Origin of the sequence: Botrimarina colliarenosi, from assembly GCF_007859955.1 — a bacterium.
Lineage (GTDB): Bacteria > Planctomycetota > Planctomycetia > Pirellulales > Lacipirellulaceae > Botrimarina > Botrimarina colliarenosi.
Map to the genome: position 1 here is coordinate 1710260 of NZ_SJPR01000001.1, position 25863 is coordinate 1736122.

Consider the following 25863-nt stretch of genomic DNA (forward strand, 5'->3'; position numbering starts at 1 on the left):
CCGCAATCCTGTATCAGCAGCAGTGCAAGGATGGCCTCTTACTTGAGATATCGTCAAGAGTTGTGGACGGCGGTTGAATCAGGCGGCGGTTTCTTGGAGAGGGAGTCCGTCTTGGAATCGGGTTCCTCGGAGCACGTCGGGCAGCCGCTCGCTGCCGTTGAGTGATCGCCATCGCTTGGCGGCCGACTCGGCCAGCTTGAACATCATCGTCAGCGAGGCGAGGCGGCTTCCGCAGCCCTTGGTCCGCTTGTGACGCAGGCGGATCGTCGCGAACGTACTCTCGATCGGGTTGGTCGTTCTCAGATGCCTCCAGTGCTCGGCCGGGAAGTCGTAGAACGCCAGCAGCTCGTCCCGGTCCTTCACGAGGCACTCGACCGCCTTGGGGTGCTTCAGCTCGTAGTCCTCGACGAATGCGTCGAAAGCGGCGCCCGCTTCCTCGCGCGTCTCCGCCTGCCAGATGTCGTGGATCATCCGCTTGGCCTTGGGCTGCTTCCCCTTGGGGAGCTTGTCCAAGACGTTAGCCGTCTTGTGGACCCAGCACCGCTGCTCTCGGGTGTTGGGGAAGACCTCGCGGAGGGCCTTCCAGAAGCCGAGGGCGCCGTCCCCCACGGCCAGCTTCGGCTCAGCCGAGAGGCCGCGACGCTTCACGTAGGGCGTCGGTGAAGTCGCCGCTGGAGACTCCCTTGAGGTACAGGTACGGGATCAACTCCTCGACGCTCTTCGCCTTGCGGAGGTAGGCCAGCAGCAGCTCACGCCAACTCTCGGCGCTCTCGCGGTGGCCGTCGGTCATGGCGATCAGCTCCTTCTTGCCCTCTTTCGTAGCCCCCATCAGCACCAGCAGGCACTGGCGGTCTTCTTCCAGGCGGATGTTCGTGTGGATGCCGTCGGCCCAGACGTAGACGTACTCCTTGCCCTCCAGCGAACGCTTGCTCCACGCGTTGTACTCCTGCTCCCACACGCCCTTGAGCCGCGTGACGGTCGACGCCGAGAGGCCCGGGCAGCCGGTGCCGAGGATCGCCTGCAGGGCGTCGGTGAAGTCGCCGCTGGAGACTCCCTTGGCGTCCTCGCCGCACGGCTCGATCGGCGGGCCGAGCTTCTTCCGCCACTCACGCAGCGACTGCTCGCTCACCCCCACCGCCTCGGCCGCACGGGCGAGCGAATAGTTCTCTTCGACCACCAGACGCACCGCTTCTCGCTTGAACGCCTCGTCGTACGAACGACGCTTCCTCGGTTCGCTCATCTCGGACCTCCTGAAGGGCCATTATCCCGGCCCCGCCGCTGTCCGAAAGTACTGGGCTATCGCAGCCACCTTTGGCCTGGAAAACCGGGCAAGACTCCTTTCCCCAAGGAATGGGATGGCAGTCGCATCATGCACGAAGTGTCCGATATTGCCACTGATCCCTCGCTAACTTGGATTCAACAGACGGGCAAGCCCGGGGCCATGTTCACAAAGTCTGGCAAGCCGACGCGGTGGTATGTTATTGGTGAACGGGGTGGGGTGAAGATTAAGGTCGTGATTGAACCCGCCGGTGAAGGCATTATTACGGCTCATCCGCAGTATTGAGGTGAATTTGGCATGGACATGCAAGCAATCGAAGACGAGCTCGTTGCAATCATCGTTGGTTTTGAGCGGGAGTTGCCGGCCGCTCAAGTCGCCGAGATGCAGGAGCTCACGAAAGCCGGGGAGCCTGGCATTGCATTAGAGAACCTCTGTACGCAGCTCTACGAGTACGACGTTGCCGTCGATACAGTACGCCTGCAGCAGATTGCCGCCGTTGGTCACTTGATGGGCATCGATGAGAACTATTGGCAGGCCTTAGCTAGCCACGAGTGATGTGTCCGTTCCGCGGACCTTTCAATTACCCACAACTTCGCATAGCCGGGAGATACGGTCGAGGCTAACCTCGATCGTGAAAGCGAGCGTTGCTTGCTGACATCATGGATTGCGGAGGGCCGGGGCCATGGAGGGCTGGGTCGAACGCGAGGTGGAGGGTTGCGAGTTTCCCGACCAGCGGCTGAAAGCACGATTCGTTCGAGTGCTCGGCTGCCTGGGCGAGAAGATCGGCGCGACGCTCCCCTCGGCGTGCCAGGACTGGGCCGCGACGAAGGCTGCCTATCGGTTCTTTGACAACCCGCGCGTCGATGAGAGCATCCTCCTCGCCGGCCACTTTGCGGCGACGAAGTCGCGGATGGCGATGGCTAAGGGGCCGATCTTGGTTCTGCACGACACGACCGAGTTCAGTTTCCAGCGCGAGCGGCCCGAGGCGATCGGTAAGACACGCACGCTGCCGGCCAGTCGGATCGGCCAGAAGCCGATCACCAAGTGCGGGCTGCTGATGCACTCCAGCCTAGCGGTCACCACGGCGGGCAAGCCTCTGGGGCTGACGGCGATCAAGTTCTGGACCCGCAAGAAGTTCAAAGGGACCAACGCGCTCAAGGGTGGTGTCGCCGGCGGCAAGCACTCGGTCAACACCACACGGATCCCGATTGAAGAGAAGGAGAGCGTCCGCTGGCTGGAGAATCTCGAGCAGTCGACGCGGCTGGCCAGCCCCGACCGCTTGGTTCACATCGGCGACCGAGAGAGCGACATCTACGAGTTGTTCTGCCTTGCGAAGGAGCAGCAGACGCACTTCCTCGTGCGGACGTGTGTCGATCGACGCGCCGGCACGGGCGCGACGACGATCGCCCGGAAGATGGAGCGCGAGCCGATTCAGGGGACGCACGTCGTCGAGGTCCTCGACGCCAAGGGCCGGCCGATCGAGGTCGAACTGCAGCTGCGGTTCAGCCCGATGACGGTGCACCCGCCAATCGGCAAGCACAAGAAGTACCCGCCGTTGTCGCTGACGGTGATTCACGCCTGGGAACGCGGCAAGCCCGAGGGACGCAAGGCCATCTGCTGGAAGCTCCTCACTGACCTACCCGTCGAAAGCCTTGATGCGGCCGTCGAGAAGCTGGGTTGGTACGCCCAGCGGTGGAAGATCGAGACGTTCCACAAGGTGCTCAAGTCGGGCTGCCGTGCCGAAGACGCCAGGCTCCGCACGGCCGAGCGGCTGACGAACCTGATCGCCGTCTTCTGCATCATCGCGTGGAGAGTGTTCTGGCTAACGATGGTCAACCGAACCAATCCCAAATCCTCAGCCGACAAGGTGTTCACCGAGACGGAAATCGCGATCATGAATCACATCTCCGGCGATCCGGAACAACCGCCTCTGAAGAACGTTGCCCACTATCTGATCGTCGTCGCCAAGCTCGGCGGCTACCTCGCCCGCAAAAGCGACGGACCGCCGGGCAACATAGTAATTTGGCGAGGGCTGTCGCGACTGACCGATATCCACCTCGGAGTTGAAATCGGCAAAAGATTTGTGGGTAATTGAAAGTCCGCGGACCACAGGCGGGCCGGCTTACAGGACGTGGAACCAGTTCCAGTCAGGTACAGCCGGCCAGTTTGCGAGTCGGGCTGAGGCGGCGAACGCATGGAGGATCTACAAGGAAGCCAACGGGATCGTTACGGGTTCCACACGAAGCCAAGCGGTGGCTCGCCAGTACTTGAAGTCTCTGGCGGATGACTACCGGACGCCTTCGTGGATGAAGCCGTGGCTGCGAGAAGGGCGGCGGCCTCCCGGCTACGAGATCGACCACATCAAGCCGTTGTCGATTGGTGGCGACGATCTTCCGTCAAACATGCGGCTGCAAGGAATTGACCTGCATGACACTCACCACAGATACTATCGTCCATGGGAGTGGTGAGAAGATGAGTGAAGCAAAGCCAACCGCGAAGAAGCTGCTGACGTCATTCGACCCTTCGAATCCCGAAGGGCGTGGCGGCGGGTTCGTCGTCCCGGTTGTCGAGAATGGACGAGTTTACTTCTTCGATCTGAAGTCGAGGCGTGTTGTCGAGTACGCGATGATGGTCTTTGTTGGCCGACAGATATCCGCCAACGACCTATTCGCCAAGCTTGTCGATACGGGTCGTCAGATTCCCGACGTTGAAGAAACGATGGCGGTGCTGTCGCGGTACGTCCTCGAACTCTCCAACTACAAAGTTGGCAACGTGGTATCGATTAAGGTGAGCGAAAGCGGCAACGGTGCTTTCCAGCTCGTGAAGCTTGCCGACACCCCATCGGCAGCGAGTCGGACGATTGGCTGCGGCGATCAAGATTGATCCATCGGCTCCGCCGCGTCCTCGGCCTTCCATGCGTCGGGCAGGAACTGCCCGAGTTCCTCCTTCGGCGTCGAGCCGATCTTGGCTAGCACGCTGGTGAGATAACGCTGCGGATCGATCTTGTGTCGCTCGCAGCTGGCGATGAGCGACCAAAGCCGTGCGTGGTTCTCGGCCGCGGCGTCGTTGCCGGCGAAGAGCCAGTTCTTGCGGCCGAGGGCCACGCGCTTCAGCGCCCGCTCGCTGGCGTTGTTGTCGATGTTGAGGAAGCCCTGCGTCGCGTACGTCGTGAGCGCCTGCCACTGGTTCTGGGCGTAGGTGATCGCCGTGGCCATCGGGCTGCGGGGCAGCACGACCTCTTGCTCGGCGTCGAGCCATCGCTTGATGCGATCGAGCACCGGCACGCTGCGATCTTGGCGTAGCGCGAGTCGCGCAGCCTCGTCGGCGTCCTTCGCTTCGCGCTCGACGGCGTACAGTTCGGCGATCAGCGTAAGCGCCTGCCGAGCACGCCGCTCGTCGGAGTCCTGCGCGTCGTAGAACTTCCGCCGCGCGTGCGCCCAGCAAGCGACCTCGGTCACGTTCTGCGAATGATAAACGCCGTCGTAACCGCCGTAGGCGTCGGCTTGCAGGTAGCCCTCGTAGCCCGAAAGCCACTTGGCCGGGCCGTCGCGAGAGCGATTCGGCGTGTAGTCGTACACGGTGTAGGGGTGGGCCGCGTCGCCCAGGTAGCACCAGACGCGGCCCTTGCGGCACTGCTTGGAACCGGGGCTCTGGATCGGCACGACCGTGTCGTCCGTGTGGATCGCCTGTGAATTGCGAACCCGCTCGGTCATCAACTCAATCAGCGGCTGGACCAGTTCGCCCGCGTGCCGCATCCACGCACACATCGTGCTGCGGGCGATATGCACCTGCTGCCGCTCGAAGATCCGCTCCAGCCGATACAGCGGCAGGTGGTCGCCCAGCTTGCTGGCAATGACGTACGCCAGCAGGCTCGGTCCCGGCAGGCCCTTGTCGATCGGCTGCGGCGGCTTGGCCGCCGTGGCGATGTTCGGGTTGTAGCCATCGTGGTCGCACTTCTCGCAAGCGTACTTGTAACGCACGTGCCGCAAGACCTTTAAGCTGGCCGGAAAGTATTCGAGCTGCTCGCTGATCTCCGCACCGATCCGGCACCGCTCGCAGCCGCATGCGGGGCACGCCTTGTCGTCGAGGTCGTGTTCGATCTCGATGCGTTCGAGATGCTCTGGCAACTGCTGCCGGCCGTGCTTGTGACGCGGGCGACGAGTCGTGAGCGGCTCGCCTACTTCTTCTTCAACGCTCGCCATATCGAGCGGCGAATCGACGACCTGCTGGCCGAACAAGAAGAGCTGCCGCGGGTCGAAGCTCTCGCTGCGAGGCCCGTAATAGCGACGCAAGATCGCGGCGACCGCCGCCTTCACGGCCTCGTCAACGGCGGCAGCGATCTCTGCCTGATGGCGTTCCTGCTGCTCGATGATGATTCGCTTGAGGGCTTCCACATCGTTCGGCAGTTCATCGACCGTGGCCATGCACGTGATTCTACCGGTCGCCGAATCATCGCGCTACCGCAATCAAGCCGCGGATCGCTTCTTCACGTCGAGCCCCGACAGCAGCCGCAACAGCTGGTCACGCGTGATCTCGACGGCGACGTGGTTCGACCGCGGCCAGCGGAACTCGCCGCGTTCCAGCCGCTTGTAATAGATCGCCAGCCCGTCGCGGTCCCACCACAGCACCTTCACCAGGTGCCCGCCCTTGTTACGGAACACGAACAAGCTGCCCGACAGCGGGTCGTGGCCAAGGAACGAGCGGACGACTTCGGCCATGCCGTCGAACGACTTCCGCATGTCGATCGGCGTCGTCGCCACCCACACCTGCGTGTTCGCCAAGTCGGCCGCAATCATCGGACAGCCCCGCCTTCCAAGCCAAGCACCAACTCCGCGACCCAAGCGGCCGGAGTCGAAGCCGGTAGACGCAGCACGTGACCACCGCTCAGCTCAATGGCGATTGACGATTCACTCGTCCCTTAATCGGTCACCACCATCGGCACGAAAGACGGCGCCTCCGTGGTCTCACCGTCCCGCTCGCCGATCGTACGCCGCCAGGCGTAGAACGCCGATTCGGTCAGCCGCTCACGCTGGCAGAATTCCCGCACTGATAGCCCGCTCGAAGCGTGCCGACCGATCACCTGACGCCAGTGCCGCTCCTTCTCCGCATTCCGCTGAGTGTTCGCCATGATCTCCCTCCGAAAGCGAGAAAGTCAAAGCTTGACCCGCTAGCTGCCAGACAAGAAGATGCGTTTCGCGGAACGCACACCAACCGTACGCCTCGTGGCAACGTGGCTTGAATGAAAACACGAACGGGCTGCTCAGGCAGTTCTTTCCAAAAGGCACTGACTTCGCTCGGATCAGCCCCCGCCGGGTGGCTCGGGCGGAGCAACTACTGAACGACCGACCTCGAAAAAGCCTCGGCTACCGCACCCCAAGCGAAGTCTTCAACAAAAAATGCGCCGCTATTGAAGTTTGAATCCGCCCGTTAAAAAACAATTCAATTGTCCACGTCGGTGAGGCTCGTCGTCTCTCCACCAGCCCTCGTCACAAGGCTTTCTAGCACCTTAATGTCCACATCCTTCCGTACCGGCCTAACACTCCCATCAACCATCGTCATCGTCACGGTGTCGGGATGGGCGCTGCCGATGCAGGCTTTAGGCTGGGACTCGGACTCGGCGATCGGATGAGGCAGAATGCGCGGAGCAATATCAAGATACTCTTCTGGGTAATCGTCGTCACCTAGAAACGCTCCGGTATTATAGTTGCCGTCGTAAAGAGCCGTGCGTTGAATCATCCACAGGCTCCCCTCGCCCAGTAGGAATGTCTTGGACGTGCCATCCGTGATGTCTTTAAAGTGCGTCCGCGATTTCCAGTTGGAAAGGGTGCTACGTGGGTATCGCTCATGCGGCGTAGAGTCAGCCACAATCAATGATCCATCAAAGTACCTCCCGTCATTGCCAGTCAGCAAGAAAGTGCTCGTGACCGCAGCGTAATCACCAACGATGCCCGGAACTTTTCGCACATTGCTGACTAGACTATCGTGCGAACGCGTCGGACACAGGAAGGCTTCAATAGGGGTTAGCCGTACTTGATCGGACTGAACCGAAAAAACCCGCATCGGATCCATCTGGTCGTAGATCGTCTGCTGCTCCAAGTACGGAAGCACCAGGGCAGCCCAGGTGAGATACCGGTCGCTTATCCGACTTGGAGGGAGCTCGTTGGTTGCCCCATGGTACTGCTGGATGGCAAGCCCAAGTTGACGAGACCGGCTCAGGCAATCCACCTTGCGAGCCGATTCCCGGCTGGACTGGACTGCTGGGAGAAGCAGCGAGAGCAGCATCCCTATTATCGAGATAACGATTAGCAATTCGATTACCGACACGCCCGTGCTGCGAATGATGCGCATGAACTGGACTCCTCAGTTTGCTTATAGACCGGTCCGCAGAAGTTATCTCTATCGCTCTTGATGTGACGACATTGCCCTTCGCCTATTCTCGAATCGCCAGGCGGCACAGCACAGCCCCACGGCCCCGCCCAGAACCACCCAGTTCCACCAAGGCCAGGGCCGGAATCCTGCGGATCTCGCAAAAATCGCCCCCCTTCGTTGTGAAAACAACCATCCAAGGGCGTCGTAATAAATAATGGCGCCTGTCCAGCAGTCGTGCTCGTGGAGCACACTCTTGATGCCATGGTCGGCGTTGTTTACCAAGGTAAGTTTAGCGCAGCCTCCAAGGTCTTGTAGCCGCTGCACTGTACGCTGCACGCCCTCGTACGACAGCTTGTCGCGTAGCGAATGGAACGCCCAAACAGGGGTGCTTTTCATGGCGGCAATCCGCGACCAATCACTCCCACTGGAGGCCATCGGGAGGATTGCCGCGAATTGGTTTGGGCGCCGGATGCCCAGTTCCCAGCACGCCGTCCCGCCGCTAGAGACCCCGGCTGCGTAAACCCGGTCGGCATCAATCGGCTCGTTGGACAGCGTCCAATCAAGAGCAAGCATAGCGTATTCCAGCATCTCAGCAGGCACGCCATCTCTTACCAACTCGTCATCGTTCACATCGTCCAGGAACCAAGGGGTGTCATCAGATGGACATTGGAGCGCGAGGACGTAATAGTCTTGTTTTGAGGGCGGCCGAGCCTCAAAGACGAGCTCCATCCAACGTAGCTGCTGTTCGTTATCTTTCCCTCCTTCGTTTGCGCCATGGAGCCAAAGCACCAGCGGGTATCGACGCCCTGCAACGATCCGAACCGGCCGGTGAAGTTGGCACCGGAATGAGTCGTACTCTATATCGTCTATATGTACTACAATTTCGTCAAATTGATCGATTACTTCCTTCTCGGCGTAAAACACGTTATCCATAGCACCAACGACGCCAAACAGTAAGACTATTGCCGCGGTCATGTTCAGCTCTGTCGTTTGCGAGCTTCGTTCATACGTTCATATAGCGCCCGCTCCTTCTCATACTCCTTCCGCTTCCTCATTTTCTCTTCGGATACAGTCAACTTAAACTTCCTATCTTGAGCAACAAACCCCTTTGCCACTTCCGGACCAAATCGGACGCCGCAGAGCACTACGAAAACCAGCGCGAAGGCGAGGAACCATACTCCTCCGCTCCAGGTTCTCATGTCCATGGCTGTATACAACCGTGTTGCGGAGACATTGAACAGCTGCAGCAGGAGCGAAACGATCGCTAATGCAAGTAGCAATTCGAGCCACGCAAACCCCAGCCTACCTGCATACAGCTTTCGCATGATTCAAGACCTTACTAAAAGGAGTTCTCATCCAGGATTCGTGGGTGAATACCGGTAGCTTGTCGGTCTTGGCGGAGGCGTAAGAATCGCATCGCCAAATGCTATCTCCAGCGTGTCCTTCCGATCCTTATTGAAAAAATCTGCCGCACTGAAAACCCATTCATGCGAAGATGCGACGGGGTCTGCTCGTCTTGGCCGGTCAATTCGCCATAGGCCGGAGCACGCCTTGCACTTCGTCGCCGTGAGTAAAGTGCGATGCACCAGACCGCTCTCAGCCCGTCTCGAACGCCGATTTTCTTGCCCTCTTGGTAGCTGCGTGGAAGGTAGCTGATCGGCTTCTCGGTGACGCGGCACCCCATCGCGGCCACTTTGGCGGTCAGCTCTGGCTCGACGCCAAAACGGTCCTCTTCGATTGTCAACGTGTCAACAACTTCACGCGAGAACGCCTTGCATCCAGTTTCCATGTCAGAAAGATTGAGGCCGGTCATCCGATTCGATAGCCACGTCAGCGATCGATTGGCAGCCTTGCGTAACCAAGGGCTGCCATGATACCGACTTCCTAGTTCGCGGGACCCGTAGACGACATCCGCCTCTCCGGAGAGGATTGGCTGGATGATACTAGGAAGGTCCTCGGGGCGGTATTCAAAATCGGCGTCCTGGACTGCGACAACTTGGCCTGTGCTTGCGGCGAATCCCGACCGCAGTGCGGCCCCTTTGCCACGATTTTGGTGGTGATGGAGCACCCGCACTCGCCCGTCCGTCGAGAGTTGGGTAAGTGCTTGCCTTGTCGCTTCAGCGGAACCGTCATCGACAACGATGACTTCGCCGACAACCTCCAACTTGAGCAATCGATCGACAACCTGGGTGATCGTTTGGTGTTCGTTGTAGGCAGGCACGACGACTGACAAGGGGCCAGGCGTAAAACGTTGATTGCGACTCTCGCCTTCAAGAGTACCTTCTTGCGATATAGCGTTCACAAGTGAGCCTCCCGTGCTTCCGAGAACTCACGATTAACGGATACGACGACCCCATCACGGGCGACAATCTCAACGGGCGTCTGGACAAACCATTCACGATCATCCGGCAGTTGGGTATGGCCGAGTTGGTTTGGACTGAGCACGGAAGAAAATGGCGGGGTCTCAACGAGCAGCACCTTCTCTCCTTGGCTAAGGCGGTCCTCGTAACTGGGTCGCACCCGCTCACAATCGGGGCAACCGTGGTGATGCAGTAGCAATGTCCACTGACCGTTTGCCAGATCCTGGGTGCCCTTCAGTACGCCAAGCAAAGGCAGCTCATTACCTACCCAACCCTCAGGCTCTAGCAAGACGAACTCCTTTGCGGAGGCGGCAGCGTCGATACCACGAGCCGGAGCAAAGCTCAGCTTAGCGAATCCCAATGGGGCTCCTACAAGGATCGCGGCGGCAGTAGCACCAATGGCGGTCCGGTTGCCTGCCGAACTGGAGTTGGCGATCCGATCACCAGTCGGCCGGGTAGCGACCAAGGCAAAGACAGCTACAAGGTCGATAAGCAGTGTCAACCTTGGATCGACCGCGATCGCCCCAAAGCAGCCGCAGGACGCCGTCCCAGAAGCGACACTTCGCAGAGCGATCACCGCAAACACCGTGAAGACCGCCAAAGCGACATAGTGGGTGAGCCTTCGCTGCATTCCAAGGACGAGCAGTATGCCAAACGCCAGCTCGGCCTCAACGACGACTAGCTGCAGGACTGGCGGCCAACCTTGGAGGACGGCTGTCGCTGAATCGGCTGCCGAAAGCCCTTTCGCGAAGGCGGCTACAATCAACAGAACGCCAAGTGCCACCCGTACATAGTCGCCAGCATGAATGCGGCATAGTAGTGATTCCTGGCTTTCACTACGGGCGTTCATACCTCCTTCTCCTCAGCATTTGCTGCAATCAACTCTCTCCACTGCTGCGAGTGTCTGATGTTGACCACTCGCATCGAGACGCCACCAATCGCCGCCAATGACACTAGGGTTATCTGAACCACGGCTTGGTCCGACGTTACAGGAGGACCGTTAACGAGGTAGAGCATGGGAGCCAAGCCAACAACCACCCAGCAGACAAATTCGATTGCGGGAGCAAGCTGCCAAATTGGAACCACCTCCTCTCTCGCTACGGCAGGAGGCCGGCAAGCGGGAGTTATTTCATCCATCGGATGGGGACGCCCGCGATCAAGATTAGCCTGGGGGCCATTATATCTATCCGAAGACGCCAAACCAAAGCAACTACTCTTTTCCCCTTCTCAACGACAGCAGGCCCGCCTTTTCCCGCACCGGTGACAAGCTTCTGACACCGGCTGTCGCGGAGGGGCGCCCCATCGGCATAGCTCGGCCGATATTTTCTTGACACCACGCTGGGGACCCGGTAGAAAGCGGCGGCTTTGGGGAGATAGATGGGGCAGGCCCGCTCCGGAGAAGACGCTTGGCTGATCGTTTGCGCTACAGCCCCGTCGCCGTAGAAGGTCTCGATTCTCTTGATCGACCCGCTTCAACAGCGGCTTCGCCGCGGTGGCGTCGTGCGTCCGCGAGTCGGTCATCAACTCCGCGAGGATCGCGTGCGAGTCGGGATCGACCGCGAAGTGGACCTTTCGCCAATCGCGACGCTTGCCCACGCCGTGCTGACGCACCTTCCACTCGCCTTCGCCGAAGACCTGCAGACCCGTGCTATGGACGACCACGTCGATCGGGCCTTTCACGTTAGTCAATTCGGTGTCGATGTCGAGCTTGGCGGCTCGCTTCACGAGGCTGGTGTGGTGCGGGATCGCCACCTCAACGCCCATCAGCTTCGCCAACGCCCGGTCCAGTCCTTCGGTCTGGCGGTAGGGCAAGCGGAAAAGTTCTCGCAGGGTCCGCAGCGTCTCGATCGCCAAGTCGCTGTAAATGAACGGATGGCCTCGACGGGCCTCAGGATTGTCGTGATCCCAAGCGGCGAGCACCTCGACGCTGAACCAGAACGTGATGTCGCCCCGGCGGACCAACGACTCGTTGTACTCCCGCCAGTTCGTCACCCGGTGCGACTTCTTCTTCGCCTTGCTAGCGGCCATCGTTCGCTCCGTCAGAGAAAGAGAGACTCCGTCCGGGCCGATCTACGCCGCTTCGTCGATTAGTTCAGCAAGGCCCCTCTACGAGGTTAGCAGACATGGCGTGGCATGCGAGCAAAACACCCTGACTATCCGCCACTTCCACCAGCTTCGTACCCTTTCCGCGTTCGGTCTTTCCAACTTTGAGGCCCCTTTTCTTGCCGGGGGGAACGTCCCGTCGATGAAGAACTCTTCCCATTCCAATAGGCCCTGCTCGACGAGCGACTCTAGCAAGGCCGTCCAGATGTCCTCCCTCCAGGACCCCCTCAGCGTCCCACTCGTATAACCGTCTCCAACAAGTGCCTGGGCGATGGGTACAGGTTGGGTAAGTCCCTTCAATTAGCGCCAGTCCGCAGCACCCAGAAGGAGCCTTCCAAGCAAGCCCGGTTGTCCGCCTACCCGCACCCCAGATCGGGCTTCAGCAGCAGGGGCTCAACCCGTTTCCACTGCTCGTCGGTAATCTCAACAATCGATTTCCGGGCCATTTCGGCCTACTGGTTGAAAGCCTTTCCAACGCAAACACTGACAGAGGCCAACCTTAAATTAAGCGTGCTATAAGACCGGGTCCAAAGAAGCTCTGCACGTAAGCGTGACGGCACTTCTTTTCCCCGAACTTCTAAAACTCCTGTGTCGGCTATGCGTCTCGTCAAATAACGCCACTCACAACATGTCAGACATGACCGGCGTCGCTCGCAGCTATAGCAGGCTCCTCCTCCTCATATTAAATCGGCCTCGAATTGCACGTGGGGTCGTTGCGGCTGCGATTCTGGTGCACTCTGCGATGCTAATATACTCAGCTTGCGTTCACAGCCCGACCCTAAATGAGCCCGCTCATTTAGTCGCTGGGCTCAGCCATTGGGAGTTCGGGCATTTCGCCCTTTATCGTGTGAACCCACCGCTGGTCCGACTCGTTGCCTCGCTGCCGGTAATCGCCACTGGGTATGAATGCGACTGGTCGGGATTCTACGATGGCCCCGGAGCTCGCCCCGCCCAGTCGATGGGTGCCGACTTCGTAGCCGCCAACGGGCAACGCTCGCATTACTTGATCTCGATTGCACGTTGCGCGTGCATACCGTTCAGTTGGATAGGTGCAATAATCTGCTACCTTTGGGGGAAAGACCTGTACGGCCGTCCGGCGGGCTTGCTCGCTTGCCTTCTTTGGTGTTTCGATCCCAGTATTCTTGGCCACGGTGCACTGATCACGCCTGACGCGCATTGCGCAGCACTTGGTGTCGCAGCTAACTACACATTTTGGCGATGGCTCATTAACCCGACGTGGTCGGGGACACTACTCGCTGGCGCCGTACTTGGAGTAGCGGAACTATCGAAGACCACTCTCCTTCTCTTATACCCTATCTGGCCTTTGGTTTGGGTTGTGTACAGGTGGAACTCTAGGAACCAGATGAATGCAAGACGCTGGGCACGCGAAGCGAGCATGTTGCTACTGCGGATGGTCCTTGGAGTCGCCGTATTGAACTCCGCCTACGGTTTTAGCGGGTCATTCCAAAGGCTAGGCACGCTAACGTTCGTAAGCGCATTGCTCTCTAGACAAACACACGACGTTCCGATCCAAATCCCCCAATCCTCGCTCGTCGATGTTCCCGAGCCCGGCAATCGGTTTCGGAACACATGGCTTGGTGCGCTCCCCTTGCCCTTACCACGGGACTATGCGCTGGGCATCGATCTGCAGCAGAGGGACTTCGAGCATTATGGCCGACCGTTTTATCTTGCTGGAACTTGGAGCAAAACAGGGTGGTTTTATTACTATGGCTACGCTCTTCTTGTCAAAGAGCCTGCCTCAACGATCTTGCTAATTATGCTATGCATTGCAGATTCCCTGGGTTGCTTAATTAGGCGGTCTGCATTCGGTTTTCCAAAGAATCGCGAGCTTATATTATTACTTCCAGCAATCGTCATTTTCTTTACGGCAAGCCTCAAGACCGGAATAAATGAGCACACTCGATATGTGCTTCCGGCATTGCCATTTTTGTTTATATGGACCGGCAGGCTAACCTCCTTCATCGACGTCTCGCAATCCGGCACGACCTCTCACTTAAGTTTTCGCTCGACTGCGAGCTCGACCCGCGTCGTACCTGCCTTCACCTTGATGGTGCTTGCCGCGTGGTTGGTAACAAGCAGTTGCTGGATTTTTCCGCATAGCCTAAGCTTTTTCAATGAGTTTGCCGGCGGTCCACTAAATGGCGCGAACCATCTCCTCGGCAGCAATCTAGACTGGGGCCAAGATCTCACCTACCTGGCGGCTGAGCTCGAGGCTGAACGCGAGCACGCGAATGCCCTCTGCGTCAGCTCATTTAATCCAGCGTTAGTTTATGGGCCTGCGCTAACAGTGAACGCAGATGTCTTAGACAGCTTCGGTCGGCCCCAATGGCCCCTGCTGCCCAAATCGCCGCTCTACATCAGTCGGAACTACGAAAGAGGCGCGAATGGGTTCGTCTACGACAGCAGAGGTGCCAAGCATCCGATCTACGACGGCGCACTATCTTTTCTTACGACTCAGTCTGCTGACAAATGCGTCACATACGCCATCAGTCGCTATAACGCTGTCATACCGAGAAATGTCGAGACGTCGACGCAACAGTTTAGCCGTTAGAGCTTCTATGCCCTGCAATGACCACACCTCTAGGACACGATGGTTCCACGCGATCAAGGCTATGCCGTGTATCTTTTATATCGCATCACTTGGATGTATCGAGTCAAACAGTGTTGAACAGAATAGCGCTCTGATGATTAGCGAATCCGACCTCGATCTCGGCCTATGCTGGGAGGGGAGCTCGGAAAAACGCTTGTTGCATATCCATAATCACTCGAACGACGACGTTGACATCGAATCGCTAGAATCTAGTTGTATCTGCACGTCATTGTCCCCTCGGCAAGTAACGATACCCACGGGCCAGACGACCGTCGTGGAAGCCGATATACAAGTCCCCACTTCTGATTCAACCTCTATCGACCGACCTTTCTCCGTACAGATCGTCGCAAAGACCACGACCTCCGATTCTGCCCCATATCAATGGACACTTTCTGGCCGATCTCGTTCGCTGTTGGAGTTTGAACCAGAAAACTTAGAAATATCTGAATCCGACGCCAAAGTTCCGAAGACCGGCGGCAGCACTGTCCGCATCACGTCTTTGCTGCCACTGCGATCAATTCGAGCTCTCAGCACAAACACGGTGGATTGCAGCGTATCGCGACATTCCTCAACATCCTTCAAACTCGATATTAGCCCTTGGGATGCACTCGACAGCCGCACCGACTCTGTAAGGAAAGTCGGCGTGATCTGCACGCTTGAAGACGGAAGTGTCGTGCGCCTTGCAGAGCCTCTCAGCGTTCGCTGTGACAGCTGCTGCCGCCTTAGAACTATACCTGAGGAGGTACTTCTGGGCTGGGTGCAACTCGGAACAAAAGTGGAAAGAGAAATCGAGGTAATCGCAACCCACAATGAGCAAATCAGTGATGTCAGTCTGAACTGCTCTGACTCGTCGTTATCTGCTGCGCTCGTGACTTGTGACGCGATGGACAGAGTGCGAGTCTCGATATCGCAAGAATGCGATATCGGTCGCCACGCAGTAGGCCTTGCAATTGCTCTGCGAATCGGCAGCGACGAGGACCGCAGTCAAATAGTTATTCCAATAAAATACACGGGCGTCAAGGCCGTAGCTTTACAAACACGTTGAACGTGAAAGCACTTCGTTTTAGGCGCTGCGCGACACTTGGCTTGCAAACGCAACTATTATTTTGGGAGTTTTGTCTATGCTTAATCTCCGGAATCGCTATCTAGTGCGAAGCGATGGCTGTTTACCCTTTTTGTTGCACATTCCCCTCGGGCTCATCCTAACGCTCGCCATCTTTCCAGCTAGAGCTTCTGGTCAGCCTGCAGTAGACGAAAGCACTATCCAAAGGTCTTGGTCTGAGTATCGAGATTCGCTTAAAACACTCGTCTTAGAATGTCGCACTTCGCGGATTCAAAAATCCCGTTTGAAGGATCACAGCGGCTCAGCGTTAGACCCCTACAGCAGCGAAGCCGATCCGGCACCCGAGGTCGAAACGCTTCACCGAACAATGAGAGTAGTGGTTTCTGGGGGCCGCGTAGCGTGGTCGCGGCAAGGTGACGCATGGGACACAAGAGCGGGCGGTATAGTCCGGAAGGACCGTGTCGCTGCCTTCAATGGCGAGGAAAGTCGCATTCTCTACCGCAACGCGAAGCAGCCCATTGGCTTCCAAAACGGTAGCGGTAAGCCACATGAGATTGTGGCTAATCACGGCGAAATCAATCCAATCTACTACGCCACAGACCCACAGTCGCTTTTGACGCTCAAAGGGTATATCCTGCCTCGTTCAAGAATAACATCACATGCATCTGTCAGTAGCAACGTAAAGACCGCCGTATTAGAGGTGCAGAACACTTATCCTCAGTTAGCAGTAAAAATCGTTGTGAATCCTGAAGCTGGAGGTCGAGTTGAAAGCCTGAGGGAGGTGCTGGATGGTACTGTCCTTAGAGAAGTGTCTCTTCAGTACAGGGAAGACGCGCAGGTTGGATGGATCATTGATTCCTGGACAACAGATTATTTCGATTCAGAGGGCGAGCCAACTCTCAAAATCAGCGGTGAAGTCACCGAGGCTTCCGTAAATGTCCCGATCCAAGATTCAGAGTTTGAAGTTCTGTTCCCAGAGGGAACTCACGTCAAGAAAGACGGCAAATACTACGAAGTTGCGGCCGACGGGTCTTCTTCCGAAATAACCCTGGACCGGTACGGCACGTCGGATCATAAGGACGCCTGGGAGCAGGGGTCTTTCTTGAGAAAAGCCTTGATCGCCGCAACACTAATTGCTACCGTAGCGCTCGCCGGAGCAGTAGCGGCAAAGCGATGGCATCGCTTGTAGCGAAAAGTACGCGGATACGCTCGACCAATCTCGATGTGCGGCGTTGGAATGTCTGTCTGTTTACGATCCCAAAACTCATTTTGCATTGGGGGTATTTCATGGTTGGAAAGCACACAGCGATCGTATACTCAGTCTTGTTGGCGTTCGTGTTTTTTTTCGCGGCAGCGCCTGTCTGCCGAGCCGTGTGCACGAAGGGCTGCAATGTTTTTAGCCTAATTTGCAAGAACAACTCGACCTTTCATGAGTGGGAAAGGCCTATCGCGAGCCGGTATGTCTGGTCAGTGTCTTCCGGGGGTGGATGGCCTTTCGATTATAGATTTGTTTGGTTTAAAAGAAGCGATTGCCCATGTGGAGTTGCCTGCACGCAATACCCATCAATTGATCTCGGGAATATTGGCCCGTGCGAGATCAATGACGATTTCGACGATGAAGTGCCCACTCGTTGCCCGGCAGGTGGCGCTTAAAGCTACTTGGTCTCACGTGTGATTTGCGAGTTAGGCTCTGACACAGAGATATCGTCAAGAGTTGATGCGTCGGCAAAAAGTCGTCTCTCCCTCTTGCTCAGTGAGGGTCTGGCGCTAATCTGGCGGGATGAGAACCCTCCGCGATCACACGAGCGAACTTCTCTTCGACCCGTGGGAGTACCTCGGACCCCAACGCCGAAGGCTGTTGGAGCAGAGCTGGGCGGGCGTGTTCCGCGACTACTTGCTGGAGCACCTGCCAGTGAAGCAGCTCGCCGCGGCGTTCCGAGAAGACTTCGGCCGGCCGAGCAAGGACCTATATGTCGCGTTGGGCGCCCTGATCCTGCAGCAGCTGCACGATCTGACGGATCAGCAAGCGGCCGAGGCCGTGGCGCTCGATATCGCCTGGCACTACGCGCTCGACATCCAACGCGAACCGGACGCTTACCTCTGTGAGCGGACGCTGCGGAACTACCGCCGCCGGATTATCGAGCTCGGTCTGGAGGAGGTGTTGTTCCGCACGCTCACCGACCAACTCGTCCAGCGGGTGGGCGTCGATACGTCCAAGCAGCGGCTGGACTCGACGACCGTGAAGTCGACCATCCGAGGGCTTACGCGGCTGGGGATCCTCGTCGAGGCGGCCAGCAAGTTCTTGCGAGAGCTGCGCCGTAAGCATCCGACTCTCTACGCCCAGGTTGATGCCAGAGCTATGTCAAGAAGTTTTGTTTTGATTGCAGATTTCAGGCGGCGACTTCGGTTTGTTTGACTCCATCGATGAAGGGGATTCCTTGGATGACATCAGGCAGGAGGGCGGATCCGTTGAGGGCTCGCCACTTGTTGCTGGCTGATTGGGCCAACTTAAAGACCATCGCGAGGCACGCGGCCCGCGAGCCGTTGCCGCGGGTCTTCTTCTGGCGGTGCTTGACCGTGGCGAACACGCTCTCGATCGGGTTGGTGGTGCGTAGGTGGCCCCAGTGCTCGGCCGGGAAGTCGTAGAACGCCAGCAGCTCGTCCCGGTCCTTCACGAGGCACTCGACCGCCTTGGGGTGCTTCAGCTCGTAGTCCTCGACGAATGCGTCGAAAGCGGCGCCCGCTTCCTCGCGCGTCTCCGCCTGCCAGATGTCGTGGATCATCCGCTTGGCCTTGGGCTGCTTCCCCTTGGGGAGCTTGTCCAAGACGTTAGCCGTCTTGTGGACCCAGCACCGCTGCTCTCGGGTGTTGGGGAAGACCTCGCGGAGGGCCTTCCAGAAGCCGAGGGCGCCGTCCCCCACGGCCAGCTTCGGCTCAGCCGAGAGGCCGCGACGCTTCACGTAGGGCGTCGGTGAAGTCGCCGCTGGAGACTCCCTTGAGGTACAGGTACGGGATCAACTCCTCGACGCTCTTCGCCTTGCGGAGGTAGGCCAGCAGCAGCTCACGCCAACTCTCGGCGCTCTCGCGGTGGCCGTCGGTCATGGCGATCAGCTCCTTCTTGCCCTCTTTCGTAGCCCCCATCAGCACCAGCAGGCACTGGCGGTCTTCTTCCAGGCGGATTGGCCTTCCCCCGATTTATGTACCAGCCGTTATGAGAGAATCGGGATGTTTGGATCCTACTCCGCTGGCCCTCCGTAGCGGAGGGGCCTGCTGAGGCGTAGCCGAAGCAGGCCCCGGAGCGGAGGAGGGCCAGCGGGCGGCGAACACGGCCGGGGGGATGTACCCCAGTGAGCTGTGCGCCCGATGGTGGTTGTAGTCCAGACGCCACCTATCGACGCACCAGCGGGCATCCTCCAAGCCTAAGAACAGCTCACGGTCCAAGAGCTCTTGCCGGAAGCGGCTGTTAAAGCTTTCGATGTAGCCGTTCTCCCACGGGCTTGCCTTGGCGACGAAGAGCGTCTTCACGCAGGCTCGGTCGAGCCAACGACGGATACTCTTGGCGACGAACTCTGGGCCATTATCCGAGCGGATGTGCTCGGGCGCTCCACGCACTGCGAACAGGTAACCCAGCACGTCTTGAACCTGTCGGGCCGCGAACGACCGCTGCACCTCGATCGCTAAGCTCTCCCGAGTGAACTCGTCCAGCACGCACAGCATCCGCAGCTGGCGGCCACGCTCGGTGTAATCCGTAACGAAGTCGTAGCTCCAGATGTGATTCGGATACTGAGGCGCCTTGCGCACGCAGCTGTTCTCGCTCCCGCCCAGCGATAAGCGCTGCCGCTTATGGCGTTTCTTCGCCACCTGCATCCCGTGCTCACGCCACAGCCGCTCCACTCGCTTGTGGTTCACCTCCCAGCCACGCCTCCGCAGGGCCTCGTACACCTGAGGGCTGCCGAAGCAGGGCCGCTCGGCGGCGATGCTCCGCATCTCTTCTAGCAACTCTTTGTCTTGCTCCGACCGCTTCGACTCGTAACGCTGCGTCCCCCGCGGCTGCCCAAGCACGCGGCAGACTCGCCGCTCCGACGCCTTCTTGGGCCCCAAGCGGCGGCGGACGGCCTCGACCGTCCGCCGCTTCCGCTCGGGGCCTACCAGTTTCCCTTCGCGGCTTCCTTCAAGATCTCCATGTCGAGCGCTTGATTGGCCACCAGCCGCTTTAGCTGGGCGTTCTCCTTCTCCAGAGCCCGCAACTGCTTCGCCAAGTCGGGGGCCATGCCCCCGTACTTCTGACGCCAGCGGTAGTACGTCTGCTCGGTGATCCCAAGCGTCTTGCAGACCTCGGGGACCTTCTGCCCTTTACCAAGAGCCACATCGGCCTGACGCAGCTTCTCGATGATCTGCTCCGTCGAATGCTTCGTTCGCTTCATCAAAGAACCTCCATGCCGGGGGACCGCCCAGCTCGGGATTCTCTCATTCAGAATGGCTCAGTTTCAGGGGGGAAGACCAGGTAGGTGCTATGAATGAATATCGCTAACCCTTCCGATCCAACGCAAATCGCTATCGCACCAATTCGATTAGCAGCGTTCCGCTGCTCGACACCAGACGCGATAGAGTGCAACCAGGATGTCGATGGTCTAGTTGTTCGGCGATGAAAAGTGGCCCTAACCCCGTACACCAGTGTTAGCCAAAGTTCGACAGCAATTTGCTTGGAAGCGCCGCCTCGCCAACTGCTTGTCTTCGTCGCGTTGTTTGTCTTCACGAACCAAGATGACGCTCTTCGTCAACCGTCCGAGGAATCGGGGGAATAAACAGGGGGTCGCGTTAGCTCGAGGTCGCAGAGCGGACTGACTGCGTCAGGACCTCCAGTGGGAAGATTTGGCCCCCGCGGCGAGGTACCCGAAGAGAGACGCGATATCGGCGCCCCGCAGACCCTGTGAGGGGGTCTGCGGGTCGCTCCCCTACCAAGCCAGGGCACGGCTGAAAGCTATGTGCGCAACTTGACGGACACTACCGACCGGTTGTCGCATGTCGCAACCCACACAGGACCGTGAGAAGCCCCTCTAGTTGAGCACTGTACTCGACAACTGTTTGATAGCGACCAGCCGCTCCAGTAAGACGAGAACACGGAACGCCCGATCCCTTTCTAGCCTGCTGTCGGCTAACTGCCCCTGTGACAGGGCGCTGCGAATCTCGGATAGTTGCTCCTTGGCGCCCAGCGTTGCATACGAGTTTCCTAATGCGTCGCAAACGTCGCGCAGACGTCGCTTAGCCCAAGGGTTCTGGAAAGCCGTTGGCCAAACCACCTTGGCGTCCTCGATCGCTTCGAGGAGTTGAAGCGCCTTCGCGTCTTGACGGTGGCGGCGGTCATGGAGACGCTCCCTAGCTTGGGCTGTGCGAATCTCGCGATTTGCATCGCGGTTGAATCTGGCCTCTGACCGCACGGTCCCAATCTCAAAGCGATTGAGTTCCGCAGATAGCTGGTTTTGGCTGCCGAGAGCATGGTAGAACTCTCGCACCGACTGGTCGTACCGCCAGGCGCCAGTCGCAGAAAGAGGACGCTGTGGTCCGTAGTAGGGTTCGTTGCTTGGCCAGTAAGGACCCGATTGGGTCGACTGCCCGACGGTGCTAGAGCAGATGGCGGTTGCGAGAACTAGAGCAATACGAAAGTGGGTGAACATAGGGTCATCCGGTCGTTAGGAGGCGTGTGCGGCTCGACAAGCCGCTTCCCTCATGTCCTCGCCGTCTAACGGCGGGTGCGACACGGAAAACCGTCGCTAGACAAAAAAGTTCTCCCATCGGCAGCGGACTTTCAGCAGGTCGCGTTGAATGGTTCGCTCCGACTTGCCCAGTCTTGCGGCGATCTCCTTGGCCGTCAGCCCCTGGAGCCGTAGTAGTATCACCTCCGCTGTCTCACTCCCCTCGAAAGGTTGGAAGGCCTTCTGGAAAGCGTCAATGAACTCCGTGACGGTCTCCTGGGTCGCGGGTTGGCTGAGAAACTCACCAATCCCGCCAGAGTCTTCATCCTTGCGGGCGAACGCGGATTCCCCGCGTACCTTTCCGCCCCCCCGTTTGAGTCGAGACCATCGTCGATGCTGCGACGTGGCGTTGCGAGCCAATAGGACCAGCAAGATCTGCCAGAGATCGCCCCGGTTGTCGAGCTTGTGGAACCGCTCATCCGCGATTCCCTGCAGGAGCTGTAGTAGTGTTTGATTGACGACGTCCTCCTCGTCGGCGACGCGCCGCTGCGTCGATAGCAGTCTCTTCCTTGCCAGGGGCACCAGCTGCTGGTAGTAGCGTCGGCAAAGGTCTGCGGCAGCGTCGGCGTCGCCTAGTTTGGCTTCACGTAGGAGCCGGGTGACAGAGTTCTCTTCCATGTCGCCTCACTTGAAAGCGTCTAAGTTCCAATGTCCGCCATCTCTCCGTTCCGCTGCGACCGGGCCTTTCAAGAAGGCATCTCACCGCGACGCACTCGAGAGTAGCGATCACGCTCGTCGCGACAGTGTCTGAACCAGCGAGCGATGCTGGGGTTCAGGACAAGCAGGTACAAGGTGACAACGGACGTCAAACCGAAGAAGGCCAGAGAGCCCAACGCCAACGCCCCACGATTGCGAAAGGCGGGGTCGTCGGGTGCGTAGAAAGTTGCCCAGGTGACCACGGCCTGTAGAAAGACAAAGGTCCACGCCAGCGCGACCACAAGCCGGCGAGCCCAAGCGGAGCCACGCAAGAGCCGCCAGCCGATGTAATAGCCAGAAAATCCACAGGCCAAGGGCAAGAATGCCGCCCCAAGCACGATCGGCAGCGGACCCGGCGCGACGGCGATGGTTTCAATCGCCAGCGCCACCGAACCTGTCGACACGAGATAGACGAGCAGCGTGACGAAGGCGACGCCCCAGGGACGCGAAACGACGACCTCTCGTTCGTTCCGTTGAAAACGGTACGGTCTTGCTGCCACCGAACCGCCGTCTACCGCGGCGCGGAGGTCGTCCACAAATCCCTGCATGGTTTGATATCGACTCTCGGCTGCCTTGCTGGTGGCCTTGTGGACGACACTAGCGATGCTTTTCCCGACGGTAGGGTTGAGTGGTTCGAGTGGAGGGATTGGGTCCTGAAGGATCGCCTTCATCATCTCGCCCGAAGTCTGTGCAGTGAACGGACGTCGGAGGGCAAGCAGTTCGTAGAGGGTCAAGCCGAGAGAGTAGATGTCGGTGCGATGGTCGACATGACGCGCATTTGCCGCCTGTTCCCAGCTCATGTATTGCCAGGTGCCGAGTGGGACGAGCTCGGGCGTCAACGAAGTGTCATCGATTGAGCGAGCCAGGCCGAAGTCGACGAGGTACGATTCTCCCGACGAGGCGAGGATGATGTTCGCCGGTTTAACGTCTCGGTGAACAACCCCGGCATTGTGGGCGTACTGCAGCGCCTCGCCGATCTGACAGATGAGGAGACAAGCATCTCGGACGTAGCCTGGTCGTAGCGCCAGGGAGTCTGTGGAAAGGGCGCCGTTCCGTACTTCTACATAATCGGCGCTCGCGCTGACTGTGTGGCCACCTCTCGATTCAGCGATGGTCGTCGCTAATTGGCGGAGAGACCCCTCTGATCCCGACTCCCCGCTGGCCTCTCTGATTAGGTCGCGTAGGCTGACTCCTTCGATATAGTCCATTAGGAATAGCCAGATGTCCCCCTCATAGCGGCCGCCATAGTGGCGGACGATGTTAGGGTGATGCAGTCGGCCCAGCAGAGTGGATTCACGCTCGAACCGAAGCATCGCCTCGGCGTCGCCAGCGAACAGGTCGTTGCGGATCGTCTTGACGGCGAACACAGCGCCCGAATCTGGCTCGACGATTCGGTAGACGGCCCCCATGCCTCCGCGGCCGATTAGCAAACCGAGATCATCGTTGCCGCGGATGGCATCGAGCGCTTTTGCCGCTGCAACTTCGGTCGTTGTTTGCATTGATGCGTTTCGCGAGACGATCGACGACAGGATTGTCAGTCAACGCGGCTGAAGGTGCCGCGGTTTCTCTCCGCCAGTTCTTGCAAAGTGGTGGCGCTCGTCCGGAATCCAATGGTATGGATTGGCACCCGGTCCTTGTTTGCGGCCGTGACTTGGTCGACGACCATGTTCCCAAACTCTCCGTCTGAGAGAACGAACACGGCGTCCGGGTGCTTTGAAACGGACCGCGTAATCGCCTCTAGGGGATCGGTGCCCCCTTGAGGCGTCGCCAGGGCAATCCATTCCTTTAGTGCATTCTTCATCTTCTGAGTTGCAACGCAAAGTTTGTCCCTCGGCTGCACAAAGGTCTGGTCGTTGTAGAAGACGACGTAAACGGACTGCGATTTCTTTAGCCGCTTGATCGACTTCAACAGTTCCTCACGGGCCTTCTCAAAGCGTTCGCCCGCCATGCTGCCGCTGACGTCGATTACGTAAGCGAAGCGATTGCCCTCGGCGGACGCGCCAAAGAACTCGGCGGAGCCCGCCTCTTCTCCTGCCCTGGCCGGACCGCTCGGCGTAGCCGCCTGAGGAGAGGGAGTTACAAAGAAAGCGTTCTGGTCCGATCCGTTCTTTTTAAGGGGGATAGGCTCGAGATCTTCCGATGATTGCGAGTCGGCCTCCCCCCCCGCCGATCCCGAAGACTTCGAAGAATCGACACGTTCGAGGTCGTCACCACGCGACTCGCCGTCGTCTTCAGGGGCGGCCGATCCGCTGCCGTCATTCTTGGCCGAGGCTCCGTCGCCCGCGCCATCGTCTTCGGCGTCTTTGCCGGAGCCACCACCGCCGCCCGCTCCGGAGCCCGAGCCGCCGTCACCTCCATCGCCGCCATTCCCCGCAACGGTTCCTGTACCGGCGCCAGTTCCTCCTCTTCCCACGCCGCTAAGGTGGTCCGCGAGAAGCCAGGCCAGCAGCAAGAGTATCAGAAACGCGATGATCACCGAAACGATGACCACGACTTTGGTCGTAGGGAACGACTCTTCTTCGTCCAGAGGCAGCGGTGGCGGGCCGTTCCGAGCGGGTATGGGAGGCGGGTTCATCTTGATGCTCTCATATAGCAGTGTCGGCAGGCAGCAGCGGTTCGTATCCGCCTCGAAATAGCCAACGCAGTCGCAAGCACTGCCGCGCCCCTTACCAAGTATTCGCCGGATTCGAATTCACTGCACCAATGCGTCGCCAGTTCCTCCCGACCCAACGGTGGAAGTCTTATCCTGCGGCATCAATCGGTACTCGAATCCGAGGTCCACGACCGCGTTGCGCAGGCTTCCGAAGGAATCGAACGAGTCTTCCCAAACCGCGATGGCGAGGTAGACCTTGGAGGCGTCAAGACTTCGCAAGACACCCCCGAGTCCCTTCTTGACGGTCGCCTCATCTAGCAGCAACATCCCCGAGTTACGCTTTGGGGTAGCGACTACAAGCGAGCCGTCGTCTATAGGCAATTGCACGCTTGCGACGCCAGGATTGGCTTGGTCTGGGGCCGGCTCGAACTGCTCCCATCGTGGAGCTCCGAGCGAGCCGCCACGTCTTGGTTCGTAAAGCCAGTACAGTCGATCATGGGTCACTATCATCGGAAACTCCGACTTCACGGTCTTCCTCATACGAGGAAGCTTTGCCGAGCGAGCTTCTTGCTGCTGCAGTGCTTCGACCTCGCGCCTCAAGGCGTTCAGGGTCGATTGCGCTCGAACTGCATCGACGGTCGACTCTAGTCGTTGTCGCCGCAACTCGCGTTGCTGGTCGGAATCAGCTTCAACACCCAATCGCTGTGAGAGGCTCTCCGCCTCGCTGGCGAGCGCCGCGATTTGCTTGGCGATCTCGATCTGCTGTTGATTGCCGAAAGCGGAAACCATCGCATTCTGCCGTTCGACCTGTCGCTGCAGAAGCTCCAGGGCCTGCTGGCGGCGCTCCACGACCTCAGGGGCCTCCGGTGGTTCCGAAATCGACGCATCGTTGGTCTGCGTCTCTCCCGTGAATTGCAACAGAATCACGACAAGCACCGCGATAAACAGAACACCACCAAAGGTGTTGGAGATCGCGTCCAACAACAGGTCGAGGCTCTCGTTATCATCGCTCGCATTGCGACGCATGGATCCTTCT

Annotated in this window: 23 protein-coding genes and 5 pseudogenes; 9 read left to right on the forward strand and 19 right to left on the reverse strand. The window is 58.8% G+C overall.

The annotated features are described in order from the left end of the window. Positions 1 to 78: 78 nt before the first annotated feature. Positions 79 to 1057 (reverse strand): annotated as a pseudogene (locus tag Pla108_RS21220) (IS256 family transposase); the annotation flags it as partial. Between the two features lie 45 nt (positions 1058 to 1102). Continuing rightward, a pseudogene (locus Pla108_RS21225) lies at positions 1103 to 1240 on the reverse strand (transposase); the annotation flags it as partial. Between the two features lie 51 nt (positions 1241 to 1291). On the opposite strand from Pla108_RS21225, the gene Pla108_RS21590 reads away from it, so the two are divergent. From Pla108_RS21590 to Pla108_RS06765, 4 genes are all read left to right on the forward strand, one after another. Beyond that, positions 1292 to 1564 carry an EndoU domain-containing protein gene (locus Pla108_RS21590; RefSeq protein ID WP_390615422.1) on the forward strand — a complete coding sequence of 91 codons (273 nt, stop codon included), beginning with the start codon at positions 1292 to 1294 and terminating at the stop codon, positions 1562 to 1564. A gap of 12 nt (positions 1565 to 1576) precedes the next feature. After that, positions 1577 to 1834: a MafI family immunity protein gene (locus Pla108_RS06750; protein WP_146444103.1), complete on the forward strand. Its 258-nt coding sequence runs from the start codon at positions 1577 to 1579 to the stop codon at positions 1832 to 1834. A gap of 127 nt (positions 1835 to 1961) precedes the next feature. Next, entirely contained in the window at positions 1962 to 3374 is a 1413-nt protein-coding gene (locus Pla108_RS06755) for an IS4 family transposase (protein WP_146444104.1), read from the forward strand. A gap of 332 nt (positions 3375 to 3706) precedes the next feature. After that, on the forward strand, positions 3707 to 4162 hold the full coding sequence (locus Pla108_RS06765; protein ID WP_146444105.1) for a hypothetical protein: 456 nt from the start codon (positions 3707 to 3709) through the stop codon (positions 4160 to 4162). On the opposite strand, the gene tnpC is transcribed toward Pla108_RS06765, so the two are convergent. The 3 genes from tnpC to tnpA all read right to left on the reverse strand — a co-directional run bounded on the left by tnpC (position 4153) and on the right by tnpA (position 6407). After that, positions 4153 to 5703: an IS66 family transposase gene (tnpC, locus tag Pla108_RS06770; protein ID WP_146444106.1), complete on the reverse strand. Its 1551-nt coding sequence runs from the start codon at positions 5701 to 5703 to the stop codon at positions 4153 to 4155. The two genes, Pla108_RS06765 and tnpC, sit on opposite strands and share 10 nt — an antisense overlap. 42 nt (positions 5704 to 5745) lie before the next feature. Then, positions 5746 to 6075 (reverse strand): IS66 family insertion sequence element accessory protein TnpB, encoded by a 330-nt coding sequence (tnpB, locus tag Pla108_RS06775; RefSeq protein WP_146444107.1) that lies wholly within the window; start codon positions 6073 to 6075, stop codon positions 5746 to 5748. A gap of 122 nt (positions 6076 to 6197) precedes the next feature. Then, positions 6198 to 6407: an IS66 family insertion sequence element accessory protein TnpA gene (gene tnpA, locus Pla108_RS06780; RefSeq protein WP_146444108.1), complete on the reverse strand. Its 210-nt coding sequence runs from the start codon at positions 6405 to 6407 to the stop codon at positions 6198 to 6200. A gap of 83 nt (positions 6408 to 6490) precedes the next feature. Here tnpA and Pla108_RS21230 point away from each other — a divergent pair. Then, positions 6491 to 6697, forward strand: a pseudogene (locus Pla108_RS21230) (transposase); the annotation flags it as partial. Between the two features lie 21 nt (positions 6698 to 6718). Here Pla108_RS21230 and Pla108_RS06790 read toward each other — a convergent pair. The 7 genes from Pla108_RS06790 to Pla108_RS21595 form a co-directional block, all read right to left on the reverse strand. Then, positions 6719 to 7627 carry a DUF1559 family PulG-like putative transporter gene (locus tag Pla108_RS06790; protein WP_146444109.1) on the reverse strand — a complete coding sequence of 303 codons (909 nt, stop codon included), beginning with the start codon at positions 7625 to 7627 and terminating at the stop codon, positions 6719 to 6721. A 48-nt stretch (positions 7628 to 7675) separates the two neighbouring features. Further along, the gene (locus Pla108_RS06795; RefSeq protein WP_146444110.1) at positions 7676 to 8623 is read right to left on the reverse strand and encodes a carboxylesterase family protein; all 948 of its coding nucleotides are present in this window, start codon (positions 8621 to 8623) and stop codon (positions 7676 to 7678) included. Between the two features lie 2 nt (positions 8624 to 8625). Beyond that, on the reverse strand, positions 8626 to 8973 hold the full coding sequence (locus Pla108_RS06800; RefSeq protein WP_146444111.1) for a hypothetical protein: 348 nt from the start codon (positions 8971 to 8973) through the stop codon (positions 8626 to 8628). 101 nt (positions 8974 to 9074) lie between these two features. Continuing rightward, positions 9075 to 9950, reverse strand: a complete 876-nt coding sequence (locus tag Pla108_RS06805; RefSeq protein ID WP_231934310.1) for a glycosyltransferase family 2 protein — start codon at positions 9948 to 9950, stop codon at positions 9075 to 9077. Next, on the reverse strand, positions 9947 to 10858 hold the full coding sequence (locus tag Pla108_RS06810; RefSeq protein WP_146444112.1) for a DoxX family protein: 912 nt from the start codon (positions 10856 to 10858) through the stop codon (positions 9947 to 9949). Before Pla108_RS06810 ends, Pla108_RS06805 begins: the two co-directional genes overlap by 4 nt. A gap of 377 nt (positions 10859 to 11235) precedes the next feature. After that, entirely contained in the window at positions 11236 to 12036 is an 801-nt protein-coding gene (locus Pla108_RS06815) for an IS5 family transposase (protein WP_146444113.1), read from the reverse strand. Positions 12037 to 12467: 431 nt separating this feature from the next. Continuing rightward, positions 12468 to 12557, reverse strand: coding sequence for a transposase (locus tag Pla108_RS21595; RefSeq protein WP_390615310.1), 90 nt, complete (start codon positions 12555 to 12557; stop codon positions 12468 to 12470). 512 nt (positions 12558 to 13069) lie between these two features. On the opposite strand from Pla108_RS21595, the gene Pla108_RS06820 reads away from it, so the two are divergent. The 4 genes from Pla108_RS06820 to Pla108_RS06835 all read left to right on the forward strand — a co-directional run bounded on the left by Pla108_RS06820 (position 13070) and on the right by Pla108_RS06835 (position 18201). After that, positions 13070 to 14683: an ArnT family glycosyltransferase gene (locus Pla108_RS06820; RefSeq protein WP_197526304.1), complete on the forward strand. Its 1614-nt coding sequence runs from the start codon at positions 13070 to 13072 to the stop codon at positions 14681 to 14683. A 133-nt stretch (positions 14684 to 14816) separates the two neighbouring features. Next, complete coding sequence (locus tag Pla108_RS20890) at positions 14817 to 15767, forward strand: Ig-like domain-containing protein (protein ID WP_390615312.1); 951 nt, start codon at positions 14817 to 14819, stop codon at positions 15765 to 15767. Positions 15768 to 16068: 301 nt separating this feature from the next. Then, positions 16069 to 16974, forward strand: a complete 906-nt coding sequence (locus tag Pla108_RS06830; RefSeq protein ID WP_146444116.1) for a hypothetical protein — start codon at positions 16069 to 16071, stop codon at positions 16972 to 16974. A 591-nt stretch (positions 16975 to 17565) separates the two neighbouring features. Continuing rightward, positions 17566 to 18201 (forward strand): transposase, encoded by a 636-nt coding sequence (locus tag Pla108_RS06835; RefSeq protein ID WP_231934314.1) that lies wholly within the window; start codon positions 17566 to 17568, stop codon positions 18199 to 18201. On the opposite strand, the pseudogene Pla108_RS06840 reads toward Pla108_RS06835, so the two are convergent. The 7 genes and pseudogenes from Pla108_RS06840 to Pla108_RS06880 form a co-directional block, all read right to left on the reverse strand. Next, a pseudogene (locus Pla108_RS06840) lies at positions 18176 to 18962 on the reverse strand (IS256 family transposase); the annotation flags it as partial. The gene Pla108_RS06835 and the pseudogene Pla108_RS06840 sit on opposite strands and share 26 nt — an antisense overlap. Positions 18963 to 19112: 150 nt before the next feature. Continuing rightward, positions 19113 to 20209 (reverse strand): annotated as a pseudogene (locus Pla108_RS06850) (IS3 family transposase); the annotation flags it as partial. 633 nt (positions 20210 to 20842) lie between these two features. Continuing rightward, positions 20843 to 21460, reverse strand: coding sequence for a hypothetical protein (locus tag Pla108_RS06855; RefSeq protein WP_146444119.1), 618 nt, complete (start codon positions 21458 to 21460; stop codon positions 20843 to 20845). A 96-nt stretch (positions 21461 to 21556) separates the two neighbouring features. Further along, positions 21557 to 22156, reverse strand: a complete 600-nt coding sequence (locus tag Pla108_RS06860) for a sigma-70 family RNA polymerase sigma factor (protein ID WP_146444120.1) — start codon at positions 22154 to 22156, stop codon at positions 21557 to 21559. A gap of 68 nt (positions 22157 to 22224) precedes the next feature. Beyond that, a complete protein-coding gene (locus Pla108_RS06865; RefSeq protein WP_146444121.1) occupies positions 22225 to 23733 on the reverse strand; it encodes a serine/threonine-protein kinase in 1509 nt (502 codons plus the stop codon). Between the two features lie 35 nt (positions 23734 to 23768). Beyond that, on the reverse strand, positions 23769 to 24809 hold the full coding sequence (locus Pla108_RS20895) for a vWA domain-containing protein (protein ID WP_197526306.1): 1041 nt from the start codon (positions 24807 to 24809) through the stop codon (positions 23769 to 23771). Positions 24810 to 24926: 117 nt separating this feature from the next. Continuing rightward, positions 24927 to 25853 (reverse strand): hypothetical protein, encoded by a 927-nt coding sequence (locus tag Pla108_RS06880; RefSeq protein WP_146444123.1) that lies wholly within the window; start codon positions 25851 to 25853, stop codon positions 24927 to 24929. Between the last annotated feature and the right edge of the window lie 10 nt (positions 25854 to 25863).

Bases quoted from the DNA above. Each gene is read 5' to 3' on its own strand.
- Pla108_RS06750 (WP_146444103.1), top strand. From the start codon at position 1,577: ATGGACATGCAAGCAATCGAAGACGAGCTCGTTGCAATCATCGTTGGT.
- Pla108_RS06755 (WP_146444104.1), top strand. From the start codon at position 1,962: ATGGAGGGCTGGGTCGAACGCGAGGTGGAGGGTTGCGAGTTTCCCGAC.
- Pla108_RS06765 (WP_146444105.1), top strand. From the start codon at position 3,707: ATGACACTCACCACAGATACTATCGTCCATGGGAGTGGTGAGAAGATG.
- tnpC (WP_146444106.1), bottom strand. From the start codon at position 5,703: ATGGCCACGGTCGATGAACTGCCGAACGATGTGGAAGCCCTCAAGCGA.
- tnpB (WP_146444107.1), bottom strand. From the start codon at position 6,075: ATGATTGCGGCCGACTTGGCGAACACGCAGGTGTGGGTGGCGACGACG.
- tnpA (WP_146444108.1), bottom strand. From the start codon at position 6,407: ATGGCGAACACTCAGCGGAATGCGGAGAAGGAGCGGCACTGGCGTCAG.
- Pla108_RS06790 (WP_146444109.1), bottom strand. From the start codon at position 7,627: ATGCGCATCATTCGCAGCACGGGCGTGTCGGTAATCGAATTGCTAATC.
- Pla108_RS06795 (WP_146444110.1), bottom strand. From the start codon at position 8,623: ATGACCGCGGCAATAGTCTTACTGTTTGGCGTCGTTGGTGCTATGGAT.
- Pla108_RS06800 (WP_146444111.1), bottom strand. From the start codon at position 8,973: ATGCGAAAGCTGTATGCAGGTAGGCTGGGGTTTGCGTGGCTCGAATTG.
- Pla108_RS06810 (WP_146444112.1), bottom strand. From the start codon at position 10,858: ATGAACGCCCGTAGTGAAAGCCAGGAATCACTACTATGCCGCATTCAT.
- Pla108_RS06815 (WP_146444113.1), bottom strand. From the start codon at position 12,036: ATGGCCGCTAGCAAGGCGAAGAAGAAGTCGCACCGGGTGACGAACTGG.
- Pla108_RS21595 (WP_390615310.1), bottom strand. From the start codon at position 12,557: ATGGCCCGGAAATCGATTGTTGAGATTACCGACGAGCAGTGGAAACGG.
- Pla108_RS06820 (WP_197526304.1), top strand. From the start codon at position 13,070: ATGGGTGCCGACTTCGTAGCCGCCAACGGGCAACGCTCGCATTACTTG.
- Pla108_RS20890 (WP_390615312.1), top strand. From the start codon at position 14,817: ATGATTAGCGAATCCGACCTCGATCTCGGCCTATGCTGGGAGGGGAGC.
- Pla108_RS06835 (WP_231934314.1), top strand. From the start codon at position 17,566: ATGAGAACCCTCCGCGATCACACGAGCGAACTTCTCTTCGACCCGTGG.
- Pla108_RS06855 (WP_146444119.1), bottom strand. From the start codon at position 21,460: ATGTTCACCCACTTTCGTATTGCTCTAGTTCTCGCAACCGCCATCTGC.
- Pla108_RS06860 (WP_146444120.1), bottom strand. From the start codon at position 22,156: ATGGAAGAGAACTCTGTCACCCGGCTCCTACGTGAAGCCAAACTAGGC.
- Pla108_RS06865 (WP_146444121.1), bottom strand. From the start codon at position 23,733: ATGCAAACAACGACCGAAGTTGCAGCGGCAAAAGCGCTCGATGCCATC.
- Pla108_RS20895 (WP_197526306.1), bottom strand. From the start codon at position 24,809: ATGAACCCGCCTCCCATACCCGCTCGGAACGGCCCGCCACCGCTGCCT.
- Pla108_RS06880 (WP_146444123.1), bottom strand. From the start codon at position 25,853: ATGCGTCGCAATGCGAGCGATGATAACGAGAGCCTCGACCTGTTGTTG.